Raw genomic sequence first — 19,096 nt, 5'->3', positions numbered from 1 at the left:
TGGGCGCTTGGCATCATTCCGGAAGCGACTCCCGGTTGAACCTTCATAAACTTTACGGGAACTTCTGGCGGCTTCCAAATCGACGGCCGGTGACGCCTCGCACATGTACCGGTCTACGTGACCTTAATCACAAAAACAGCCGAAAAGAGTGATTCGACCACGGAAAACGTCCCGAACGGGGCTCCGTCGTCAAATATTGCTGAAAATCCGTCCAGTGGTCCATACCTACGATTGAGACACCCGCCCAGGAACCCATCGAAAAGGACTCACTATGGGAAATCTGACGACGTCTCGCCTGACAGCTGACGCCCCCACCACCCACCAGAAGCTTCTGGCCTGGGTCGAGGAAGTGGCCGAACTGACGCAGCCGGACTCCATCTACTGGGTGAACGGTTCCGAAGAAGAGTACGCACGCCTGACCACTGAACTGGTCGAGGCCGGCACCCTGGTCCCCCTCAACCCGGAGACCTTCCCGAACTCCTTCGCCGCCTTCTCCGATCCGGCCGACGTGGCCCGCGTGGAAGAGCAGACCTTCATCTGCTCCGAGAAGGAGGCCGACGCCGGCTTCACCAACAACTGGATGGCCCCCGCCGAGATGAAGGGGAAGCTCAACACCCTCTTCGCCGGCTCCATGCGTGGCCGCACCATGTACGTCATCCCGTTCGTCATGGGTCACCTTGACGCCGAGGACCCCAAGTTCGGCGTCGAGATCACCGACTCCGCCTACGTGGTCGCCTCGATGCGCATCATGGCGCGAATCGGCACCGACGTGCTGGACAAGCTGACCGCCACGAACGCCTTCTTCGTCCCCGCGCTGCACTCCGTGGGCGCTCCGCTGGAGCCCGGCCAGAAGGACGTCGCCTGGCCGTGCAACCCGGACAAGTGGATCGTGCACTTCCCGGAGGAGCGCTCGATCGTGTCCTACGGTTCCGGTTACGGCGGCAACGCGCTGCTGGGCAAGAAGTGCTTCTCCCTGCGCATCGCCTCGGTGATGGCCCGGGACGAGGGCTGGCTCGCCGAGCACATGCTGATCCTCAAGCTCACCAGCCCGGAGAACAAGGACTACCACGTGGCGGCGGCCTTCCCGTCCGCGTGTGGCAAGACCAACCTCGCGCTCCTCGACCCCACCATCAAGGGCTGGAAGGTCGAGACCCTCGGCGATGACATCAACTGGATGCGCTTCGGCAAGGACGGCGAACTCCGTGCGGTGAACCCGGAGGCCGGCCTGTTCGGCGTCGCCCCCGGCACCGGCTGGGGCACGAACCCCAACGCCATGCGCGCCATCGCCAAGGGCAACAGCATCTTCACCAACGTCGCCATGACGGACGATGGCGGCGTCTGGTGGGAGGGGATGACCGAGGAGACCCCGGCGCACCTGACCGACTGGCAGGGCAACGAGTGGACCCCCGAGTCGGGCCGTCCGGCAGCGCACCCGAACTCGCGGTTCTGCACCCCGATCGACCAGATCGACATGCTCGCCGAGGAGTACTTCGCTCCCGAGGGCGTGCAGGTGGACGCGATCCTGTTCGGCGGCCGCCGCAAGACCACCATTCCGCTGGTGACCGAGGCCCGCGACTGGACCAACGGCATCTTCATGGGTTCCACGCTCTCCTCCGAGACCACGGCCGCCGCGGCCGGCGCCGTCGGTGTGGTGCGCCGCGATCCCATGGCCATGCTGCCGTTCATCGGCTACAACGCCGGTGACTACCTGAAGCACTGGATCTCTCTGTCCGCCAAGGCGAACCCGGAGAAGCTGCCGAAGATCTTCCTGGTCAACTGGTTCCGCCGCACCCCCGAAGGTGGCTTCGCGTGGCCCGGTTTCGGTGAGAACTCCCGCGTGCTGAAGTGGGCCATCGAGCGTATCGAGGGCAAGGCCGACGCCGTCGAGACCCCGATCGGCTTCGTGCCGACGGCCGGGTCCCTGGACACCGACGGCCTGGACGTCTCCGCCGAGGAACTGGACGCCGCGCTGGCGTTCCGCCCGGAGGAGTGGGAGGTCGAGGCCGCGAGCATCGAGGACTGGTACGCCAACTTCGGTGAGGCCCTTCCCGCGGACCTCCGCGCCGAGCTGGACGGCCTGAAGAGCCGCCTCGCCTCCTGAGTGAACCTCCACGGCCGTGAGCCGTGAAGCGGCAAGACCCCCGGACCTCCGGGGGTCTTGCTGTTTCCGGGGTAAGGCGTCCGGGTGGTGGTCCGCTGAACTCGCTGTCCCCGGACTGAGCCCGCTACGCGCGGCAGCGAGGTGAGACGTCCCGTAGCGAGTTCAGCGACGACGGCGGCCGCTCGCCGGAGCGCGCGGCGAGTCGTCCGCCCAAGCCCCCGCGCGTCGTCGTGCTCATGGACAGGCGGTGTCCGCCGCTTCGTGCAGAAGCCGGACGAGGAGCTGAACCCCCGGGCTCGCGGACATGGTCTGGCGGTACGCCGCCGAGACGGAGCGGTGGGCTTGTTCCCCGGCGAGCGGCCTGGCTACGACGCCGGCGGGCAGGGCGCCCCGGCCCAGGCGCGGCACGAACGCGAGGGCGAGTCCCTGCGCCACGAACTCCAGGTGCGTGGCGAAGTCCGGGTCGATGAAGGCGATGCGCGGGGTGGCTCCTTCGCTCGCCAGGAGCCGCAGCAGCGCTTCATGGCAGATCGCGCCGCGCGGCTGTGAACACCAGGTCTCCTGCAGCAGGGCGGCGCGGGGAACGGCGTCGAGGGCGGCCAGCCGGTGGGTGGAGGGCAGCATGATGTCCGCGACATCGTGGCAGAGCGGCTCCAGCACGACGTTCCCGGGGATCTCCAAGGCCACGGAATTCCAGTCGTGGACGACCGCGAGGTCCACGTCCCCATGCGCCACCTTGCCGACCGCCTCGGCCGGATCCACGGCGACCACTTCCAGGCGCATCTCCGGCGCCTCCTCGGCCAGACTGGCCGCGACGCCGACCAGCAGCCCTCGGGCCGCGGTGGAGAAACTGGCGACCGTGAAGGTGCCCTTCGGCTGCTCGCCGGCGGTGAGGATCGACTCCATCTCCTCGAGCTCGGAGAGGATCCGTCCGCCGTGCTCGACCAGTGCCCGGCCGCGCTCGGTCAGGAGCACTCCGCGGCCATGCCGCTCCAGCAGGGCGGCCTTCGAATGCCGTTCGAGCTTCTTGATCTGCTGGGAGACGGCCGACGGTGTGAAGCCGAGTTCGACGGCCGCGGCGGCCACGCTGCCGGTCCGGTGGACCGCGACGAGCGCCTGGAGCGCCTGGAGATCGATCATGCAGAAATGCTACCGAATTAACGGAACAAATCAACGCTGGTGCTAAAGTCTTACGCGCGACAGGATGAGGACGTGAAAACCCGTCATGTTCTTCTGGCCCTGCTCGTCGCCCTCATCTGGGGCGTCAATTTCGTCGCCATCGAGGCGGGCCTCCGCGATGTACCACCGCTGACGTTCGCGGCGCTGCGCTTCGCCTTGGTGGCCTTTCCCCTGATGCTGTTCGTGCCGCGGCCACGGGTTCCCTGGTGGACCATGGTGGGCGTCGGGCTGTTCATGAGCGCGGGTCACCTCGGCTTCATCTACCTGGCGATGCATCTGGGTCTGCCGTCGGGCCTGGCTCCGCTCATCCTGCAGAGCCAGGTCCTCTTCACCGTCCTGCTCGCCGCGGTCCTCCTCGGGGAACGGCCCGGCCGGGTGCAGTTGCTGGGCATCGCCGCAGGGGTGCTGGGCCTGGGAATCGTGGTGCTGGGACGAGGCGCCACCGCGGATGTGCTGCCGCTGCTGCTGGGCCTCGCCGGAGGCCTGTCCTGGGGCCTGGGCAATGTGGTGTCCCGTTCGGCGCGGGGGGCCAAGCCGTTCTCCCTGGTCGTATGGTCCGCGGCGGTGGTCCCGGTGCCGTTGCTGGCGCTGTCGATGCTCCTGGACGGACCTGCCGCCCCGGCCCGGGCCCTGGTCGCGATGAGCCCGGTGGCCTGGACGAGCACGGTGTTCACGGTGCTGGTCTCCACACTCCTGGCGTTCACGGTCTGGAACGGACTGCTGCAGAAGTACCCCGCGGCCCAGGTGGCGCCTTTCACGCTCCTGGTCCCGCCGGTCGCCATGCTCGCCGGCTGGCTTGCCTTCGGCGAGATCCCCGGCCTCTGGGACCTGGTGGGCGGGGCTGTCCTGCTCGCCGGGGTGGCCGTCTCGCAGTCGGGTGGGGCGCTGCAGTTTCGGCGGGGCCGGACGAGGATTCGAACGACGACGGCGGCAGGCCCACCGACCACGGCAGCAGTGCCGGAAGCCGCCGCTGCGAACGCGGTTGCCGCGACCCCGGTGACGGCCGGGATCGCGGCAGTGCCGCCTCGCGGAGGTGACCGCGCCCCGGAGCCTGCCGGACAGGGGTGACCCGCCGCGCTGGTTCCCCTGCGGGCTGTGGCCGGGCCGCCGTCGTCGCACGCCCGGCCTCACGGAGTGCGGTGTCCAGCGCGTCACAGGGAACTGTGAGGAACGAGTCGTCCGGCCGGGGTTCCGTGCGACGTTACCGGGCCGTAGGGTCGGAAGCATGGCAACCATCGCAAAGAACATTGTCGACACCCTTGCCGCCAACGGCGTCCACCGCGTCTACGGCATCCCCGGTGACTCCCTGAACGGCTTCACCGACGCGCTCCGCGAGACGCCCTCGATCGAGTGGGTCCACGTCCGGCACGAGGAGGCTGCGGCGTTCGCGGCGGCAGCCGAGGCTGCGCTCACGGGCGAACTCGCCGTGTGCGCCGGCTCCTGCGGGCCCGGCAATCTGCACCTCATCAACGGTCTCTACGACGCCAATCGGTCCCGCGTCCCGGTCCTGGCGATCGCGGCCCACATCCCCACCAGTGAGATCGGTTCCAACTACTTCCAGGAGACGCACCCGCAGGAGGTCTTCCGGGAGTGCAGCGTCTACGCCGAGCAGGTCACCGATCCTTCGCAGATGCCGCGCATCCTGGACATCGCCATGCGGACCGCCATCGAGAAGCGGGGCGTGGCGGTGGTCGTGATCTCCGGTGACGTCGCGCTGGCGCAGGCCGCGAGCGAGGCCGTCTCCCTCATCCGGAAGACCGAGCCGCGGATCGTCCCGTCCGAGACGGAACTGCGGGAAGCCGCGGGAATCCTGAACTCCGCGTCCAAGGTCACCATCCTCGCGGGCGCCGGTGTCCAGGGCGCCCACGAGGACGTCGTGGCTCTGGCGGACGCGCTCGGCGCTCCGATCGTGCACGCGCTGCGCGGCAAGGAGTTCATCGAATACGACAACCCCTTCGACGTCGGCATGACCGGTCTTCTCGGCTTCGCCTCCGGCTACCGCGCCATGGAGGACTGTGACGCCCTGCTCATGCTCGGCACCGACTTCCCGTACCAGCAGTTCTATCCGGACCACGCCAAGGTGATCCAGGTCGATGTGCGGGGTGAACAGCTCGGCCGCCGGACCCGTCTGGACCTCGGCCTGGTGGGCACGGTCAAGGACACGGCCCAGGCGCTGCTGCCCCTGCTGGAGCGTAAGAAGGACCGCTCGCACCTGGACTCGGCACGGAAGCACTACGTGAAGACCCGGGCGAAGCTCGACGAACTCGCGAGCCCCACCCGGAAAGGCCAGCCGCTGCACCCGCAGTACGTGGCGCGGGTCGTGGACCGTCTCGCGGCCGACGACGCCGTGTTCACCGCGGACGTCGGCTCGCCGGTCGTATGGGCCGCGAGGTACCTGACGATGAACGGGAAGCGGCGCCTGATCGGCTCGTTCAACCACGGCAGCATGGCCAACGCCCTGGTCCACGGGATCGGCGCCGCCGCCCTGGAGCCGGAGCGCCAGGTCGTGGCGCTCGCGGGCGACGGCGGCCTGACGATGCTGATGGGCGAGCTCATCACGCTCACGCAGAACAAGCTCCCGGTCAAACTGGTGGTCTTCAACAACTCCTCGCTGAACTTCGTGGAGCTGGAGATGAAGGCCGCGGGCTTCGTGAACTTCGGCACCGGGCTCTCCAACCCGAACTTCGCGGCCGTGGCCGAGGCGCTGGGCATCAAGGGCATCCGCGTGGAGAACGCGGAGGACCTGGAAGGCGCCGTGCAGGAGGCCCTCGCCTACGACGGCCCGGCCCTGATCGACGTCGTCACCGCGCGGCAGGAACTCTCCGTGCCGCCCGCCGTCTCGCTGGAACAGGCGAAGGGCTTCGCGCTGTACGCGCTGCGCACGGTCATGTCGGGCCGCGGCGACGAATTGCTGGATCTGGCCCGGACCAACTGGCGGCAGCTCTTCTAGCCACCTGCCGCCCCCGCCATCCCCGCGAGGGAACAGTTCGTGCCCGCAAAATGACATTTTGCGGGCACGAACTGTTCCCTCGCGGTGTCTGCGGCCTGAATCAGCGGCGGGCGGCGCGGTGCCGGCGGACCGCCGCGCGGTTCGCGCAGCGCACCGAGCAGTACTTCTGGGTGCCGTTGCGCGAGACGTCGACGACGACGTTCCGGCACTCCCCGTCAAGGCCCACCCCTGCGGCGCAGCGGGACAGCCGGTGCATGCCGCGCGTCGTGAGGTGCAGGGCGGTGCCGACCGCGAAGACGGCTCTCAGGGTGCTCGGGAGGCCCTTGTCGTCGTCGCGGTAGTGGAGATGCCAGCCCTCGCCGTCGTGGTCCGTGAGATGGGGGTAAGCCGCTTCGTCCGCCATGATCCGGTTGAGGAGCCTCGCCCGTCCGGAGCCGTCGGCCGCGTCCACCACCTCGAGCCACTCGTCCAGGGCGACTCTGAGCCTGGCGTGGTCCCCGGGCTCCTCGGGGAACTCCATGGTCATCCCGAAGTCACGTGTGCGGGACACGATGCCATCGCGGTCGGCCGGCCAGTCGTTGGCGAGGGAGGCGGCCAGGAGGACGGCATACTCTCCGTAAGGGTTGAGATGCATAAGGCCATTACATCAGGCTGGATCCATGGACACCAGTACAGCGCTTCAACCGGCCGTGCAGGCCGAGACCCACGACCATCTCTGGGCCGTCCGGTCCCGGCACTCCTCGTCCGAAGGGGTGGTCCTCTACGAGCGGTGCGAGGACTGCGGCGCGTGGCGGATCGAGCTCCTGGAGGACCGTTTCGTCCTGCCCGAGGTCCTGCACGCCCCGCGAGGGAACAGCTGAGGCCCCTTCCCAGGGCGGGAAGGGGCCTCAGCTGTTCCCTCGCGGGGCGTGCAGGGGCGTGGACTCAGTTGGCGGCGTTGAAACGCGCGCGGCGGAACTGCGGGTTCTCGATCTCATCGAGAGCGGCGACAGCGAAGTCCTGCGTCGAGATGAACGGGCCGGCGATGGAATCGCCCTCCACGTGGTACTTGCCGGTGCGCTCGCCCGGGGCGATCTCGGGGGCGGGGGACTGCATGGTCCAGTCCAGGCCCTCCGGTGCGGCTTCGTACAGGCCGAGGATGGTGGTGAAGCTCTGGGCCTCGGCGCGGTAGGCCTCCGGGAAGCCCATGGCGTCGACCAGGCGGGTGGTCGCGTCGGCCATGAGGGAACCGGCGCCGCCGACCACGTAGACACGGGCGTCCGGCTGGGCGGCGATGAGATCGCGGTGCGCCTGCAGGATGGGCTCGTGAGAGTCGCCGTTGCGCGGGGTGGGGATGGAGATGACGACGACGTCGTTCTCCTGGGCGAGGCGCTCCAGGGTCGCGGTGTCGCTGAACTCGGCGGCGACGGCGGTGGCGCCCTCGACGTCGAGGCCCTGGCGGGTCACGGCGGTGACCTCGTGGCCGCGGCTGAGAGCCTCGTTGACGATCTGGCTTCCGACCATTCCGGTGGCACCGTAGACGGCGATCTTCATGATGTCCTCATTTCTGTAGCTGGCGTGCTGCTTGATGAATCAACAGTATCCATTGGAAAGCAAGTACTTCAACGTCATATAGTTACCTCATGGATACTTTGCCCTTCGACGTCATGGACCAAAACTGCCCCTCGCGCCTGGTCCTGCAGCGCATCGGGGACAAGTGGACCCCGCTCATCTTCCAGGCCCTCAAGGACGGAGCGCGTCGTTTCGGGGAGATCCGGCAGACCGTCGACGGAGTCAGCCCCAAAGTCCTGACCCAGTCCCTCCGAGCCCTGGAGCGGGACGGCCTGGTGGACCGTGAGGTCTTCGCCGAGGTGCCCGTCCGGGTCGAGTACCGGCTCACGCCCCTCGGGGAGGGCCTGCTGGGTCCGCTGGACGCCGTGCGCATCTGGGCCGAAGCGCACGCGGGACAGATCCTCGCCGCCCGTGACGCGTACGACGACGCCGAGGCCGCCACGCTGTAGCGGATCGTCGGGCGGACGCCCGCTCGGCGCACTGGCCTCGCGGTGAGGATCAGGCCTGGCGCACCACGCGGTACCGGACGTGGGTCGTGAGGGGCGAACCGGCCGTCTCGACGATCTCCAGGCGGTAGCCGGAGGAGTCCTGCGGGAAGATCGACTCACCCGCGCCGAGCACCACGGGCGCGATGTCCAGCGTGAGTTCGTCCAGCTCCCCGGCCTCGAGCGCCTGCCGCACGGCCGAAGCGCCACCCGCGATGTCGACGTCGCCGTCGCCGGCTTCGCGTGCGAGTTCCAGGGCGCGGGCGAAGCCTTCCGTGACGAAGTGGAAGGTGGTGCCGCCCTCCATCTCGATCGGGTCGTGCTCGTGGTGGGTCAGTACGAACACGGGTGCGTGATACGGCGGTTCCTCGCCCCACCAGCCGCGCCAGTCCGGCATCGTGTCCCAGGACCCGCGGACGGGGCCGAACATGTTCCGGCCCATGACGTAGGCGCCCCGGGGGCGGAGCAGGCGCGCGGTCCAGTCGGCGTCGACCTCGTGGCGTTCCTCTTCCGGCCCCATGTGCCAGCGATGCAGCAGGGGGCCGCCCTTGCCGAGCGGGTTCTCCAGACTCTGATCCGGACCGGCGACGAAGCCGTCCAGGGATACGGACATGTGGGCTGTGGTGAAGGTCATGGGTCCATGGCATCACGGACCCGGGCTCCAGGAGAAGAGGGGGGACGACGCCGAAGCCCTCCCGCGCGGCTCGCGTGGGAGGGCTTCGGGGCCGAGGCCGGGTCGGTCGGGGTCCGGACGGCCGGGGCGTGTCAGGGCGCGCTGCGCACCGCGACCGGGGTGCTCGTGTCCTCGGCGGGATCGACGACCGGGAGCATGCCGGTCTCATCGACCAGTTCGATCCGGGTGCGGCCGGAGCCCTTGATGAAGAGGAAGTACACCGCGGTCAGGATCGCGATCCAGAGAGCGCCGATCAGGAGGGCTGGCCGGGAGTCCGGCAGGACGCCGATCATGACGATCACGAACACGATGAACCCGATGGCCAGGTAGCTGCCCATCGGCCACAGGGGGACCGGGAACTCGGACGGGAGCTTGCCGTCCCGCGTGATCTCCGCCTTCATCCGGACGTGGGAGAGGAGGATGACGAGCCACACCACCACGGTGGCGAACGTGGCCAGGGCGGCGATCAGGAAGAAGATCTGGTCGTGGAACCAGATGTTCAGCAGCACGCCCAGCAGGAGCGACGCGACCATCGCGAGGACCGTGAGGAACGGCACCCCGCTCTTGCTGGTCTTCATGAAGGCCTTCGGGGCCTGGCCCTGCTGCGCCAGGCCGTGCAGCATGCGGCCCGCGCCGAAGATGTCGGCGTTGATGGCGGAGAGGGCGGACGTGATGACGACGGCGTTGAGGACGTGCGCGGCGCCCGTCAGTCCGAGCGAGCTGAAGATGGAGACGAAGGGGCTCGCCTCGCCGTTGATGGTGTTCCACGGCTGCAGGGTCATGATGATGCCGAGTGTCAGGATGTAGAAGAAGAGGATGCGCACGGGCACCGAGTTGATGGCCTTGGGGATGACCTTCTTCGGGTCCTGGGCCTCGCCCGCGGTGATGCCGATGACCTCGGTGCCGCCGAAGGCGAACATGACGATGGTGAACGAGCTGAGCAGGCCCCAGAGACCGTTGGGGGTCAAACCGCCGTGGTCCCAGAGATTGTGCAGACCGGCCGCGTTCTCGTGCTGGTTGTTCAGGCCGAAGAGGATGATGGCGACGCCGCCCACGATCATCGCGATGATGGCCGTGATCTTGATGATGGAGAACCAGAACTCCAGCTCACCGAACACCTTGACGCTCACCAGGTTGACGGCCGCGATGATGAAGACGGCCGACAGGATCCAGACCCATCGTTCGACGTTCGGGAACCAGAATCCCATGTACACCCCGAAGGCCGTGACGTCGGCCAGAGCGACCACGAACATCTCGAAGACGTAGGTCCACCCTGTCAGGAAGCCGGAATACGGGCCGAGATACCGGGAGGCGTACTGGCCGAACGAGCCGGCGACGGGGTGCCGGACCGCCATCTCGCCGAGGGCACGCATCACCATGAAGACGACGGCGCCGCCCACCAGATAGGCGAAGAGGACGGCCGGGCCGGCGGTCTGGATGGCCGCGGAGGAACCGTAGAACAGGCCGGTGCCGATCGCGGAACCGAGGGCGATGAAGCGGATGTGGCGGGCGTTGAGGCCTCGTCGCAGTTCGTTACGGGATGAAGTCATGGGCACGATCTCCTTTGAACGTGTGGGCCGTGAAAGCTCTCACACCAGGACATCGCACGCGGGCGACGCGGGAGGCCTTGTGACGGGTGACACTGTCCGGGATATCAGACGTGGGGTTTGTGACGACCGGCTGACATGCGAGTGGGGCCCGTTTCCGGGCCCCACTCGCGAGCTTGTCGTCCGGTGCCGCGGCGCAGTGCTGGACCGCGGCCCGGGGTCAGCGGCGGACGAGCGCCAGGACGCGATCCCGGACCTTCGCCATGGTCTCGGCATCCTTCGCCTCGGCGTTCAGGCGCAGGAACGGCTCCGTGTTCGACGGGCGCAGGTTGAACCACCAGGAACCGTCGGCGGCGCTGAACGTGCTGCCGTCCATGGTGTCCTCGGTGACGCCCTCGCCCTCGAAGTCGGCGCGGACCCGTGCGACGGCGCCGGCCTTGTCCTCGATCTCCGAGTTGATCTCCCCGGAGGAGACGTACGGCTCGTACTCACGGGCCAGGTCGGACAGCGGGCCGTCCTGTTCGCCGAGTGCCGCCAGAACGTGCATGGCGGCCAGCATGCCGGTGTCGGCATTGAAGAAGTCGCGGAAGTAGAAGTGCGCGGAGTGCTCGCCGCCGAACACGGCGCCTTCTTCGGCCATGACGGCCTTGATGAAGGAGTGGCCCACGCGCGTGCGGACGGCGCGGCCGCCGTCGTGCTCGATCAGTTCCGGCACCGCGAGGGAGGTGAGCAGGTTGTGGATGATCACCGGGGTCTCTTCGCCCAGGGCCTTGGCGCGGGCGATCTCGCGGCGGGCGACCATGCCCGTGATGGCGGAGGGGGAGACCGGCTCGCCCTTCTCGTCGACGACGAAGCAGCGGTCGGCGTCGCCGTCGAAGGCCAGGCCGATGTCAGCGCCGTGCTCGATCACGGCCTTCTGCAGGTCCACCAGGTTCTCCGGTTCCAGCGGGTTCGCCGGGTGGTTGGGGAAGGTGCCGTCCAGCTCGAAGTACAGAGGGGTGATGTCCAGCGGGAGCGGACTCAGCAGCTCAGCACCGAGGACGGCGGGGGTGGTCAGGCCGGCCATGCCGTTGCCCGCATCCACCACGACCTTGAGCGGGCGGATCCCGGAGAGGTCCACCAGCTGGCGCAGGTACTCGGAGTAGTCCTTGAGGACGTCCCGCTGGGTGATGACGCCGGTGGCTTCGACCGAGGGGATCACGCCGGCGGCCAGGTATTCTTCGGCGGCGTGCTGGATCTCCTCGAGGCCCGTCTCCGACGAGATCGGCACCGCGCCGGCCTTGGCCATCTTGATGCCGTTGTAGGCCGCCGGGTTGTGGCTGGCGGTGAAGGTGGCGCCGGCCGCGTCCAGAGCGCCGCAGGCGAAGTAGAGCTCATCCGTGGAGATGAGCCCCAGGAGCTGGGGGTTGGCGCCGCGCGCCGCGGCGCCCTCGGCGAACTTCTGCGCGAACTCGGGGGAGGACGGGCGCATGTCCCCGCCCACCAGGATGGTCTGTCCGGCGAGGCCCAGAACATCGACGAAGGCGGCGCCGACGGCCTCCACGATCTCGGCCGTGATGGTCTCGCCCACCAGGCCACGCACGTCGTACGCCTTGAAGGACGGGGAAAGGTCGATGCTCTGCTGCTGTTCAGTCACTCGCTTAGTTTACGTAGACGCCTGAGATTTTTTCTTCTCCTGTGGATGACCACGCGGCACAATGGCCGTATGAAGACCGAGGACGGCCACACCACCAATTACCGGACCACCTTCATCGAAGTCGCCGACGATTGCCCGGTCGTGTCCGCGGAGGTGCCCGCGGCCCGGGCGAAGCCGACCGTGGCCCAGCGCCAATTCGAATTGATCGACGAGGCGCCTTACCAGCTGACCTCGGACGACCTGCTCTTCCGGATCCACGCGGAGCGGAACGGGATTCCTCCGGAGGACTGGCCGGCCGCCCGCGCCGCCTTCTTCTCCAAGGGGCAGCCCTGCCTGCGGGCCTCGCCGCTGGCCAAGCGCTACGGCTGGGGCATCCATCACGACGACGACGGCCGCGTCGCCCTCGTGCCGCTCGGCTCCGAGCGCTACGCCGAGCTGGTCGCGGATCCCGCCGTGCAGCACGTCCGCGCCATGCGGAGTTCGCGGGGCTGAATCAGGCGGAGGGGTGGTCCGAGGCGCCGGGCGCTGTGCCGGTGTGCCGCCGCGGGCACTGCCTGCTGTGAGTTCCCGCGACGTGTCCTTGTCCACATACGGGACCACCCGGGGCGCAGGCCGGGAGGCCGTGCGGAATACTGGGGACCATGGCTGAGACGAACGCGGTGCACACCCAGAGCAGGAGCTACCAGGAGGCCGTCCAGGTTCTGAGGGACCTGGTGAACAATCCGGATGCCGAGTTCCACGACGGCCAGTTCGAGGCCATCGAGGCGCTGGTCGATCACTCGCGCCGGGCCCTGGTGGTCCAGCGCACCGGCTGGGGCAAATCCGCGGTGTACTTCGTGGCGTCCCTGCTGCTGCGGCGTCGTGGTGCGGGCCCTACGCTGATCGTCTCGCCGTTGCTGGCCCTCATGAGGGACCAGGTCGAAGCCGCGGCGCGCGCCGGGGTGAGGGCCGTGGCGATCAACTCCGCCAACCAGCTCGATTGGGAGAACGTCTCGGCCCGTCTCGCGGCGGACGAGGTGGATGTCCTGCTCGTCTCCCCGGAACGGCTCGTCAACCCGGCGTTCCGGGAACGCGAGCTCCCCGAGCTGATCCGCCGCACGGGCCTTCTGGTGGTGGATGAAGCACACTGCATCTCGGACTGGGGCCATGACTTCCGTCCGGACTACCGGCGCATCGCGGATCTGATCCGGCAGCTGCCCGGCGACGTCCCGGTCCTGGCCACCACGGCCACCGCCAATTCGCGCGTGGTGCATGACATCGAAGAGCAGCTCGGCACGGACGTGCTCACCATCCGCGGGACCCTGGGGCGTGATTCGCTGCGCCTGGGAGTCCTCAAATTGCCGGACAACACCGCGCGTCTCGCCTGGCTCGCTGAGCACCTCAAGGATCTGCCCGGCAGTGGGATCATCTACACCCTCACCGTCTCCGCTGCGGAAGAGACCGCACGGATGCTGTCCGAGCGTGGCTACGAGGTGCTGTCCTACAGCGGGAAGACGGACACTGCGGAGCGCGAGCTCGCGGAGCAACGGCTGAAGGACAATCAAGTCAAGGCCCTCGTGGCCACCTCGGCGCTGGGTATGGGCTTCGACAAGCCGGATCTCGGTTTCGTGGTCCACCTCGGTGCTCCCAGCTCTCCCGTGGCGTACTACCAGCAAGTGGGCCGTGCCGGTCGTGGCGGCGCCAACGCCGATGTCCTCCTGCTTCCAGGTGCGGAGGACCGCGAGATCTGGAAGTACTTCGCCACGGCGTCCATGCCGGAGCAGGAGAAAGCCATGGCGGTGCTGGACGCCCTGGAGACCTCGCCTAAGCCGTTGTCCAGTCCCGCTCTTGAACCCCGAGTCGACCTCGGGCGCTCACGGCTGGAGCTCCTCTTGAAGGTCCTGGCCGTGGACGGGGCAGTGGAGCGCGTGCAGGGAGGCTGGCAGTCCACCGGCAAGGGCTGGTTCTACGACGCCGAGCGGTACGCCCGCATCGCCGAGGCCCGGGTGCAGGAACAGGACCTCATGGTGATCTACCAGGAGACCGCAGGGTGCCGGATGGAGTTCATCACCTCCGTCCTCGACGACCCTGACGCGCATGCCTGCGGTCGCTGCGACAACTGCGCCGGGCCCTGGTACCCCAGTGGGGTCAGCCGGGAGGCCCTCAACGCCGCCGCGGCGGAACTGGACAAGGTGGGGGCCGTGGTCGAGACCCGGTCCCTGTGGCCCACCGGGATGGACCGACTGGGCGTCCCGGTGAAGGGCAAGATCCCGCCCGCGGAAGCCGTGGCCGAGGGCAGGGCACTTGCCCGGTTGAGTGATCTCGGGTGGGGCGGTCCGTTGCGGGAGGTGCTCGCCGAGAGCGCGGAGGACGCCCCGGTGCGGGAGGACATGCTGCGGGCCTGTGTCGCCGTGCTCCGTGACTGGGGCCGGCCGGAGGGCCGAGGCGTCGACCCCTGGAGCGGACAGGACCGCCCGCTCGCCGTGGTCTCCATGCCGTCCCAGAGGCGCCAACAGCTGATCGAATCCGTCGCCACAGGTCTCGCGGAGATCGGACGCATGCCGTACCTGGGCTCGCTCGGGGTCCGTCATTCGATGGGCGGTGCGGGCCGTCGCGGCAACAGCGCCTACCGACTGGCCGAGGTCTGGGATCGCTTCGGGCCGACACCGCGCATCGAGGAATTCCTGGCGGGGAACCCGGGTGCCACGATCCTCCTGGTGGACGACTCGGTGGACACGCGGTGGACCGTGGTGGTCGCCGGACGGTCGCTCCGGCAGGCCGGGGCCGGCGCGGTGCTGCCTTTCGTGCTCGCGCTCGCCGGCTGAGCGCCACCGGGTGGTGGGGTCACGCTCGCTGGCCGGCAGGGAACTGAAAATCGGCGACTTATTCTCCCGAAGGGGTGACGGGAGCTGATTCAAGGGGAAGGATAGTGATCGTGACTGAGCACACTTCATCTCCTCTCAATGAGAGCGACCCGTCCCTTCCCACCCTCAAGCCCAGCCTGGCGGCCGGTGCGGTCGTCGATGCGCACGATCCCGGTTACAGCTTCCCGGCCGATCCCCTCAGCCGCGCCCGTCTGGAGGACTGGCAGGATCACAAGTTCGGCATCATCATGCACTGGGGGATCTACACCTCCCAGGGCCTCGGTGACAGCTGGACTCTCTGCCGGTCCCGCGACGAGGAGATGATGCTCCTGCCGCCCGGATTCCAGGGCGATGACGATGCCTGGGAAGAGCAGTACAAGGCCGCCCGCACGGCTTTCGCCGGGGAGGACTACGACCCGGAGGACTGGGCCGCGCTCGCCCGTGCGGCGGGGGCGAAGTACCTCGTTTTCACGTCCAAGCACCACGACGGCTTCAACATGTTCGACACCGCCCACTCGGACTTCAAAGTCACCGCGGAGGACGTTCCGCTGGGCCGCGACGTCCTCGCCGAGACCTTTGAGGCCTTCCGCTCTCAGGGCCTGGAGACCGGCGTGTATTTCTCCAAGGCGGACTGGAACCACCCGGGCTACTGGTCGCCGGACGGCACCACCGTGGACCGTTTCCATAACTATGACGCCGCCGCGGAACCCGAGCGCTGGCAGAGCTTCGTGGACTTCACCCACGCCCAGATCGAGGAACTCCTCAGTGGCTACGGTCCCGTCAACGTGCTCTGGTTGGATGCCGGATGGGTCTTCGCTCCGTTCGAGCCCATCGACATCGACCGGATCGCCGCCCGGGCGAGGGAACTCCAGCCCGGCATTCTCGTGGTCGACCGGGAAGTGCACGGCCCGAACGAGGACTATCGCACGCCGGAGCAGCGGATCCCGGATCACCGCCCGTCCTACCCCTGGGAATCGTGCGTGACCCTTTCGGACAACTGGACGTCTCTCTCCCCGGACGAGCAGGCCAAAGACCCCCGGGAGGTGGTCGACATGCTGGTCAAGGTCGTCGCCCGGGGTGGAAACCTCCTGCTGGGCGTCGGGCCGGATCCCACCGGCGCGATCCCGCCGTCCATCCGTGAGGCCCTCGAGGTCATCGGGGCGTGGCTCGAGGAATTCGGGCCGGCCCTGTACGGCACCCGCGCTGTGACCGAGGGCCTGATTCCCGGCAACGGTCTCGCCGAGAGCTGGGAGGACGGGGAGACCACGTGGTGGCTGACCGAGACGCCCGCCGACGCCGGCACGTCCGGCCGGCTCCACCTGATCACTCTCGACGGTTCTGCCGGCAGCGTCAGAATTCCCCTGTCCCGGGCCGTCGCGGAGGTTCAGGCGCTTGGTGGGGTGACCGTCCTCGACTGGGACCAGGATTCCGGCGGCGTTCTCAGCGTGACCCTGTGCGAGAGCGCCGAGTGGCTGGAAGGCCGTCCGGCGGTGTCAGCTGACGCGCTGGGGGAAGATCCCGCGCTGGGGGCGCGCGGCGTCGTCATCCAGTTCGCGTGACTGGGCAGTTCAGGTGACTGATCGGTCCGGGTGACCGGGCAGTTCGGCTGACTCGCCCCGTCGAGTTCGGGGGTCCGTTCCGGACTCGGTGGCTGCAGCCGCCGAGTCCGAACGGACCCCCGAACTCGACGGGGCGCGCTGGGTAGTGGGCAAACAAAAGAGCCCCGGTTTCCCGGGGCTCGATTGGCGGAGACGGGGGGATTTGAACCCCCGGTCGAGTTTAACCCCGACCCTTCATTAGCAGTGAAGTCCATTCGGCCGCTCTGGCACGTCTCCTCGCTATTTGCTAGCCATGCAAGAGTACCGAAGCGCCCGCCGCAACGCAAAACGACGCGGCCCTCCTCGCGAGATGCCAGTTGAGCACAGTTCGGCTGCTCAACACTGTGCTCAACTGGCATCTCGCGAGGGGAGCAGGCCGCCGCTCAGCCCGGCAGCTGACCCGTCAGCGCCTTCCACAGGAAGTGCTGGTTGCGGGCCTGGAGCGCCGCGGCCTGTCGGTTGTCGGAGGCGCCGGCATGGCCGCCCTCGATGGTCTCGTGGTACCAGACGTTCGGCACACCCATCGCCTGCATCCGCGCCGCCATCTTGCGGGCCTGGACGGGCCCGACGCGGTCGTCCGAGGTGCTCGACCAGATGAAGGAATGCGGGTAGTCGACGGCGTCGCGCAGCAGGTGATACGGCGAGAACGTCTTGATGAACTCCCACTGCTCGGGGTCCTCGGGGTCGCCGTACTCGGCGATCCAGGAGGCGCCCGCGGACAGCTTCGTGTAGCGGCGCATGTCCAGGAGCGGCACGCCACAGGACACCGCGCCGAACAGCTCGGGGTACTGCGTCAGCATGTTGCCCACCAGGAGGCCGCCGTTGGACCCGCCCGCGCAGCCGAGGAGCCGCGGCGAGGTCACGTCGCGGTTCACCAGATCCTTCGCGACGGCGGCGAAATCCTCATACGCCCGGTGGCGCTTCTCCTGCAGGGCGGCGGTGTGCCAGGACGGGCCGTATTCGCCGCCGCCACGGATGTTGGCCACTACGTAGACGCCGCCGCGCTCCAGCCAGGCCCGGCCCACCACGCCGCTGTACGCGGGGGTCCGGGACACTTCGAATCCGCCGTAGCCGCTCAGCTGGGTGACATTGGTGCCGTCCAGCACGAGGTCCTTGCGGGCCACCTGGAAGTACGGGACGCGCGTGCCGTCCGCGGAGACGGCGAAGTGCTGCTCGACGGCGTAGTCGTCCTCGTGGAAGAACGACGGCGCGCGCTTGATCTCCGCGTGATCGCCGCCGATAGTGCCGCGCGTCAGAGTCGTGGGCGTGAGGAAGCCGGTGGCCACCAGCCAGTAGTCGTCGCCGTCCGTCTCATCCTCGTCATCGACGGCGTAGGCGTTCACGTCGTGCAGCGGCGGGCAGGCGTCCAGGAGGTCCGAGGGCCACTCACCGGCGGCGGCCTCGCCCGCGTCGCCGCCGTGGTTGTCCGTGCTCGCGCCTGCAGACGGGGGCGTCAGGACCCTGATCTGCGAGGACACGTCCACGAGCAGGTTCAGGAGGAGGTGGTTCCGGGTCCAGCTGTAGGACTGCAGCGAGGTCCGGGAATCCGGTTCGAACAGGACGGTGAGTTCACGGGAGCCGTCCAGCCAGTCGTCGAGGCGCGCCACGAGGAGCGAGCCTGCGGCGTAGTCGGCGCCGCCCACGGTCCAGGGATCGCGTGGCCGGAAGAGGATCCATTCGTGGTGCCAGGCGGTGCTGACGGTGCCCGGCTTGTCGATCCGGACCCAGGCCCCGTCCCGCCACAGCGAGATCTCGTCATTGAAGAAGTCGACGTAGTCCACCGCGGCCAGTCGTTCGAAGCCGGGCGTCGAATCCCAGGAGACGGAGGCGAGCATGTGGTCGTCCGGGACCTCGAAGAGCTGCTCAGCGTCCGACAACGGCGTGCCCCGGCGCCAGCGGGCGCTCGTCCGCGGGTAGGAGGACTGCGTCGCGGGGCGGCCTTCCGCCGTCGTGCTCACCAGGAGGGTGTTCTCGTCCTCCCAGCTCACATGGCCCTTCGCGGTGGGCAGCACGAAACCGCCCGGCAGGAACTCGCGGGTCTCGAGGTCGAACTCGCGGTAGGTGACCGCGTCGCCGCCGTCGGGGGAGAGGCCGATCATCGCGTGACGCCACTCGTCACCCGGCGCCGGGCGGAGGAACGTGGCACCGTGCCAGACCCACTCGGCGCCTTCCTCGGAGGCCAGCGCGTCGAGGTCCAGCAGCACGTCCCAGTCCGGCGTGGCGGTCAGGTAGCTCTCCCAGGTGGTCCGCCGCCACAGGCCCTTGGGGTGTTCGCCGTCCCGCCAGAAGTTGTAATACCACCGGCCTCGTTTGCCGACCATCGGGATGCGATCCGTCGAGTCCAGGACCTCGAGCAGGCGGTCCTGGAGCTGATGGAACTCGGCATCGTCCAGGACCTCCTCGGTCCGGGCGTTCTGCTCCCGCACCCAGGCGAGCGGCCCCTCCCCATGGATCTCTTCCAGCCAGATGTTCTCGTCCACCACGTCATGTGCCGTCATGGATTCATCCTAGACAGAGGGACTGGCGTTGGAGC

15 protein-coding genes and 1 tRNA gene are annotated in these 19,096 nt (G+C 68.4%); 8 read left to right on the top strand and 8 right to left on the bottom strand.

The annotated features are described in order from the left end of the window. Nucleotides 1–271: 271 nt before the first annotated feature. Complete coding sequence (locus AB6732_RS14660) at nt 272–2,101, top strand: phosphoenolpyruvate carboxykinase (GTP) (protein ID WP_370960641.1); 1,830 nt, start codon at nt 272–274, stop codon at nt 2,099–2,101. 234 nt (nt 2,102–2,335) lie between these two features. Here AB6732_RS14660 and AB6732_RS14655 read toward each other — a convergent pair whose 3' ends face one another. Beyond that, complete coding sequence (locus AB6732_RS14655) at nt 2,336–3,241, bottom strand: LysR family transcriptional regulator (RefSeq protein ID WP_370960640.1); 906 nt, start codon at nt 3,239–3,241, stop codon at nt 2,336–2,338. A 72-nt stretch (nt 3,242–3,313) separates the two neighbouring features. On the opposite strand from AB6732_RS14655, the gene AB6732_RS14650 reads away from it, so the two are divergent. Both AB6732_RS14650 and poxB read left to right on the top strand, forming a co-directional pair. Beyond that, nucleotides 3,314–4,348, top strand: a complete 1,035-nt coding sequence (locus AB6732_RS14650) for an EamA family transporter (RefSeq protein ID WP_370960639.1) — start codon at nt 3,314–3,316, stop codon at nt 4,346–4,348. A gap of 157 nt (nt 4,349–4,505) precedes the next feature. Continuing rightward, nucleotides 4,506–6,230 (top strand): ubiquinone-dependent pyruvate dehydrogenase, encoded by a 1,725-nt coding sequence (gene poxB, locus AB6732_RS14645; RefSeq protein WP_370960638.1) that lies wholly within the window; start codon nt 4,506–4,508, stop codon nt 6,228–6,230. 100 nt (nt 6,231–6,330) lie between these two features. On the opposite strand, the gene AB6732_RS14640 is transcribed toward poxB, so the two are convergent. After that, nucleotides 6,331–6,864 (bottom strand): CGNR zinc finger domain-containing protein, encoded by a 534-nt coding sequence (locus AB6732_RS14640; protein WP_370960637.1) that lies wholly within the window; start codon nt 6,862–6,864, stop codon nt 6,331–6,333. A gap of 25 nt (nt 6,865–6,889) precedes the next feature. On the opposite strand from AB6732_RS14640, the gene AB6732_RS14635 reads away from it, so the two are divergent. After that, on the top strand, nt 6,890–7,090 hold the full coding sequence (locus AB6732_RS14635) for a hypothetical protein (protein ID WP_370960636.1): 201 nt from the start codon (nt 6,890–6,892) through the stop codon (nt 7,088–7,090). A gap of 64 nt (nt 7,091–7,154) precedes the next feature. Here AB6732_RS14635 and AB6732_RS14630 read toward each other — a convergent pair whose 3' ends face one another. After that, nucleotides 7,155–7,763 carry an NAD(P)-dependent oxidoreductase gene (locus AB6732_RS14630; RefSeq protein WP_370960635.1) on the bottom strand — a complete coding sequence of 203 codons (609 nt, stop codon included), beginning with the start codon at nt 7,761–7,763 and terminating at the stop codon, nt 7,155–7,157. Nucleotides 7,764–7,852: 89 nt separating this feature from the next. On the opposite strand from AB6732_RS14630, the gene AB6732_RS14625 reads away from it, so the two are divergent. After that, nucleotides 7,853–8,230, top strand: a complete 378-nt coding sequence (locus AB6732_RS14625) for a winged helix-turn-helix transcriptional regulator (RefSeq protein ID WP_370960634.1) — start codon at nt 7,853–7,855, stop codon at nt 8,228–8,230. A 49-nt stretch (nt 8,231–8,279) separates the two neighbouring features. Here the strand turns inward: AB6732_RS14625 and AB6732_RS14620 are convergent, their stop codons facing one another. The 3 genes from AB6732_RS14620 to AB6732_RS14610 form a co-directional block, all read right to left on the bottom strand. Next, entirely contained in the window at nt 8,280–8,900 is a 621-nt protein-coding gene (locus AB6732_RS14620) for a dihydrofolate reductase family protein (RefSeq protein WP_370960633.1), read from the bottom strand. Nucleotides 8,901–9,031: 131 nt separating this feature from the next. After that, entirely contained in the window at nt 9,032–10,489 is a 1,458-nt protein-coding gene (locus tag AB6732_RS14615; RefSeq protein ID WP_370960632.1) for an amino acid permease, read from the bottom strand. A gap of 217 nt (nt 10,490–10,706) precedes the next feature. After that, a complete protein-coding gene (locus AB6732_RS14610) occupies nt 10,707–12,122 on the bottom strand; it encodes a phosphomannomutase/phosphoglucomutase (RefSeq protein ID WP_370960631.1) in 1,416 nt (471 codons plus the stop codon). 69 nt (nt 12,123–12,191) lie between these two features. On the opposite strand from AB6732_RS14610, the gene AB6732_RS14605 reads away from it, so the two are divergent. The 3 genes from AB6732_RS14605 to AB6732_RS14595 all read left to right on the top strand — a co-directional run bounded on the left by AB6732_RS14605 (nt 12,192) and on the right by AB6732_RS14595 (nt 16,524). Further along, on the top strand, nt 12,192–12,614 hold the full coding sequence (locus AB6732_RS14605; RefSeq protein ID WP_370960630.1) for a DUF6157 family protein: 423 nt from the start codon (nt 12,192–12,194) through the stop codon (nt 12,612–12,614). A gap of 149 nt (nt 12,615–12,763) precedes the next feature. After that, a complete protein-coding gene (locus AB6732_RS14600) occupies nt 12,764–14,926 on the top strand; it encodes an ATP-dependent DNA helicase RecQ (RefSeq protein WP_370960629.1) in 2,163 nt (720 codons plus the stop codon). 110 nt (nt 14,927–15,036) lie between these two features. Continuing rightward, entirely contained in the window at nt 15,037–16,524 is a 1,488-nt protein-coding gene (locus tag AB6732_RS14595) for an alpha-L-fucosidase (RefSeq protein WP_370960628.1), read from the top strand. Nucleotides 16,525–16,708: 184 nt separating this feature from the next. On the opposite strand, the gene AB6732_RS14590 is transcribed toward AB6732_RS14595, so the two are convergent. Then, nucleotides 16,709–16,800: transfer RNA gene (locus AB6732_RS14590), tRNA-Ser, on the bottom strand. Nucleotides 16,801–16,946: 146 nt separating this feature from the next. Continuing rightward, complete coding sequence (locus AB6732_RS14585; protein WP_370960627.1) at nt 16,947–19,061, bottom strand: prolyl oligopeptidase family protein; 2,115 nt, start codon at nt 19,059–19,061, stop codon at nt 16,947–16,949. Nucleotides 19,062–19,096: the final 35 nt, after the last annotated feature.

The sequence above is a fragment of the Arthrobacter sp. RCC_34 genome (assembly GCF_041360795.1).
Classification (GTDB): Bacteria; Actinomycetota; Actinomycetes; order Actinomycetales; family Micrococcaceae; genus Arthrobacter_E.
The sequence above is the reverse complement of the archived record's forward strand: the minus strand, read 5'-3'. Positions and strand labels throughout refer to the sequence as shown.

Bases quoted from the DNA above. Each gene is read 5' to 3' on its own strand.
- AB6732_RS14660 (WP_370960641.1), top strand. From the start codon at position 272: ATGGGAAATCTGACGACGTCTCGCCTGACAGCTGACGCCCCCACCACC.
- AB6732_RS14655 (WP_370960640.1), bottom strand. From the start codon at position 3,241: ATGATCGATCTCCAGGCGCTCCAGGCGCTCGTCGCGGTCCACCGGACC.
- poxB (WP_370960638.1), top strand. From the start codon at position 4,506: ATGGCAACCATCGCAAAGAACATTGTCGACACCCTTGCCGCCAACGGC.
- AB6732_RS14640 (WP_370960637.1), bottom strand. From the start codon at position 6,864: ATGCATCTCAACCCTTACGGAGAGTATGCCGTCCTCCTGGCCGCCTCC.
- AB6732_RS14635 (WP_370960636.1), top strand. From the start codon at position 6,890: ATGGACACCAGTACAGCGCTTCAACCGGCCGTGCAGGCCGAGACCCAC.
- AB6732_RS14630 (WP_370960635.1), bottom strand. From the start codon at position 7,763: ATGAAGATCGCCGTCTACGGTGCCACCGGAATGGTCGGAAGCCAGATC.
- AB6732_RS14625 (WP_370960634.1), top strand. From the start codon at position 7,853: ATGGATACTTTGCCCTTCGACGTCATGGACCAAAACTGCCCCTCGCGC.
- AB6732_RS14620 (WP_370960633.1), bottom strand. From the start codon at position 8,900: ATGACCTTCACCACAGCCCACATGTCCGTATCCCTGGACGGCTTCGTC.
- AB6732_RS14615 (WP_370960632.1), bottom strand. From the start codon at position 10,489: ATGACTTCATCCCGTAACGAACTGCGACGAGGCCTCAACGCCCGCCAC.
- AB6732_RS14605 (WP_370960630.1), top strand. From the start codon at position 12,192: ATGAAGACCGAGGACGGCCACACCACCAATTACCGGACCACCTTCATC.
- AB6732_RS14600 (WP_370960629.1), top strand. From the start codon at position 12,764: ATGGCTGAGACGAACGCGGTGCACACCCAGAGCAGGAGCTACCAGGAG.
- AB6732_RS14585 (WP_370960627.1), bottom strand. From the start codon at position 19,061: ATGACGGCACATGACGTGGTGGACGAGAACATCTGGCTGGAAGAGATC.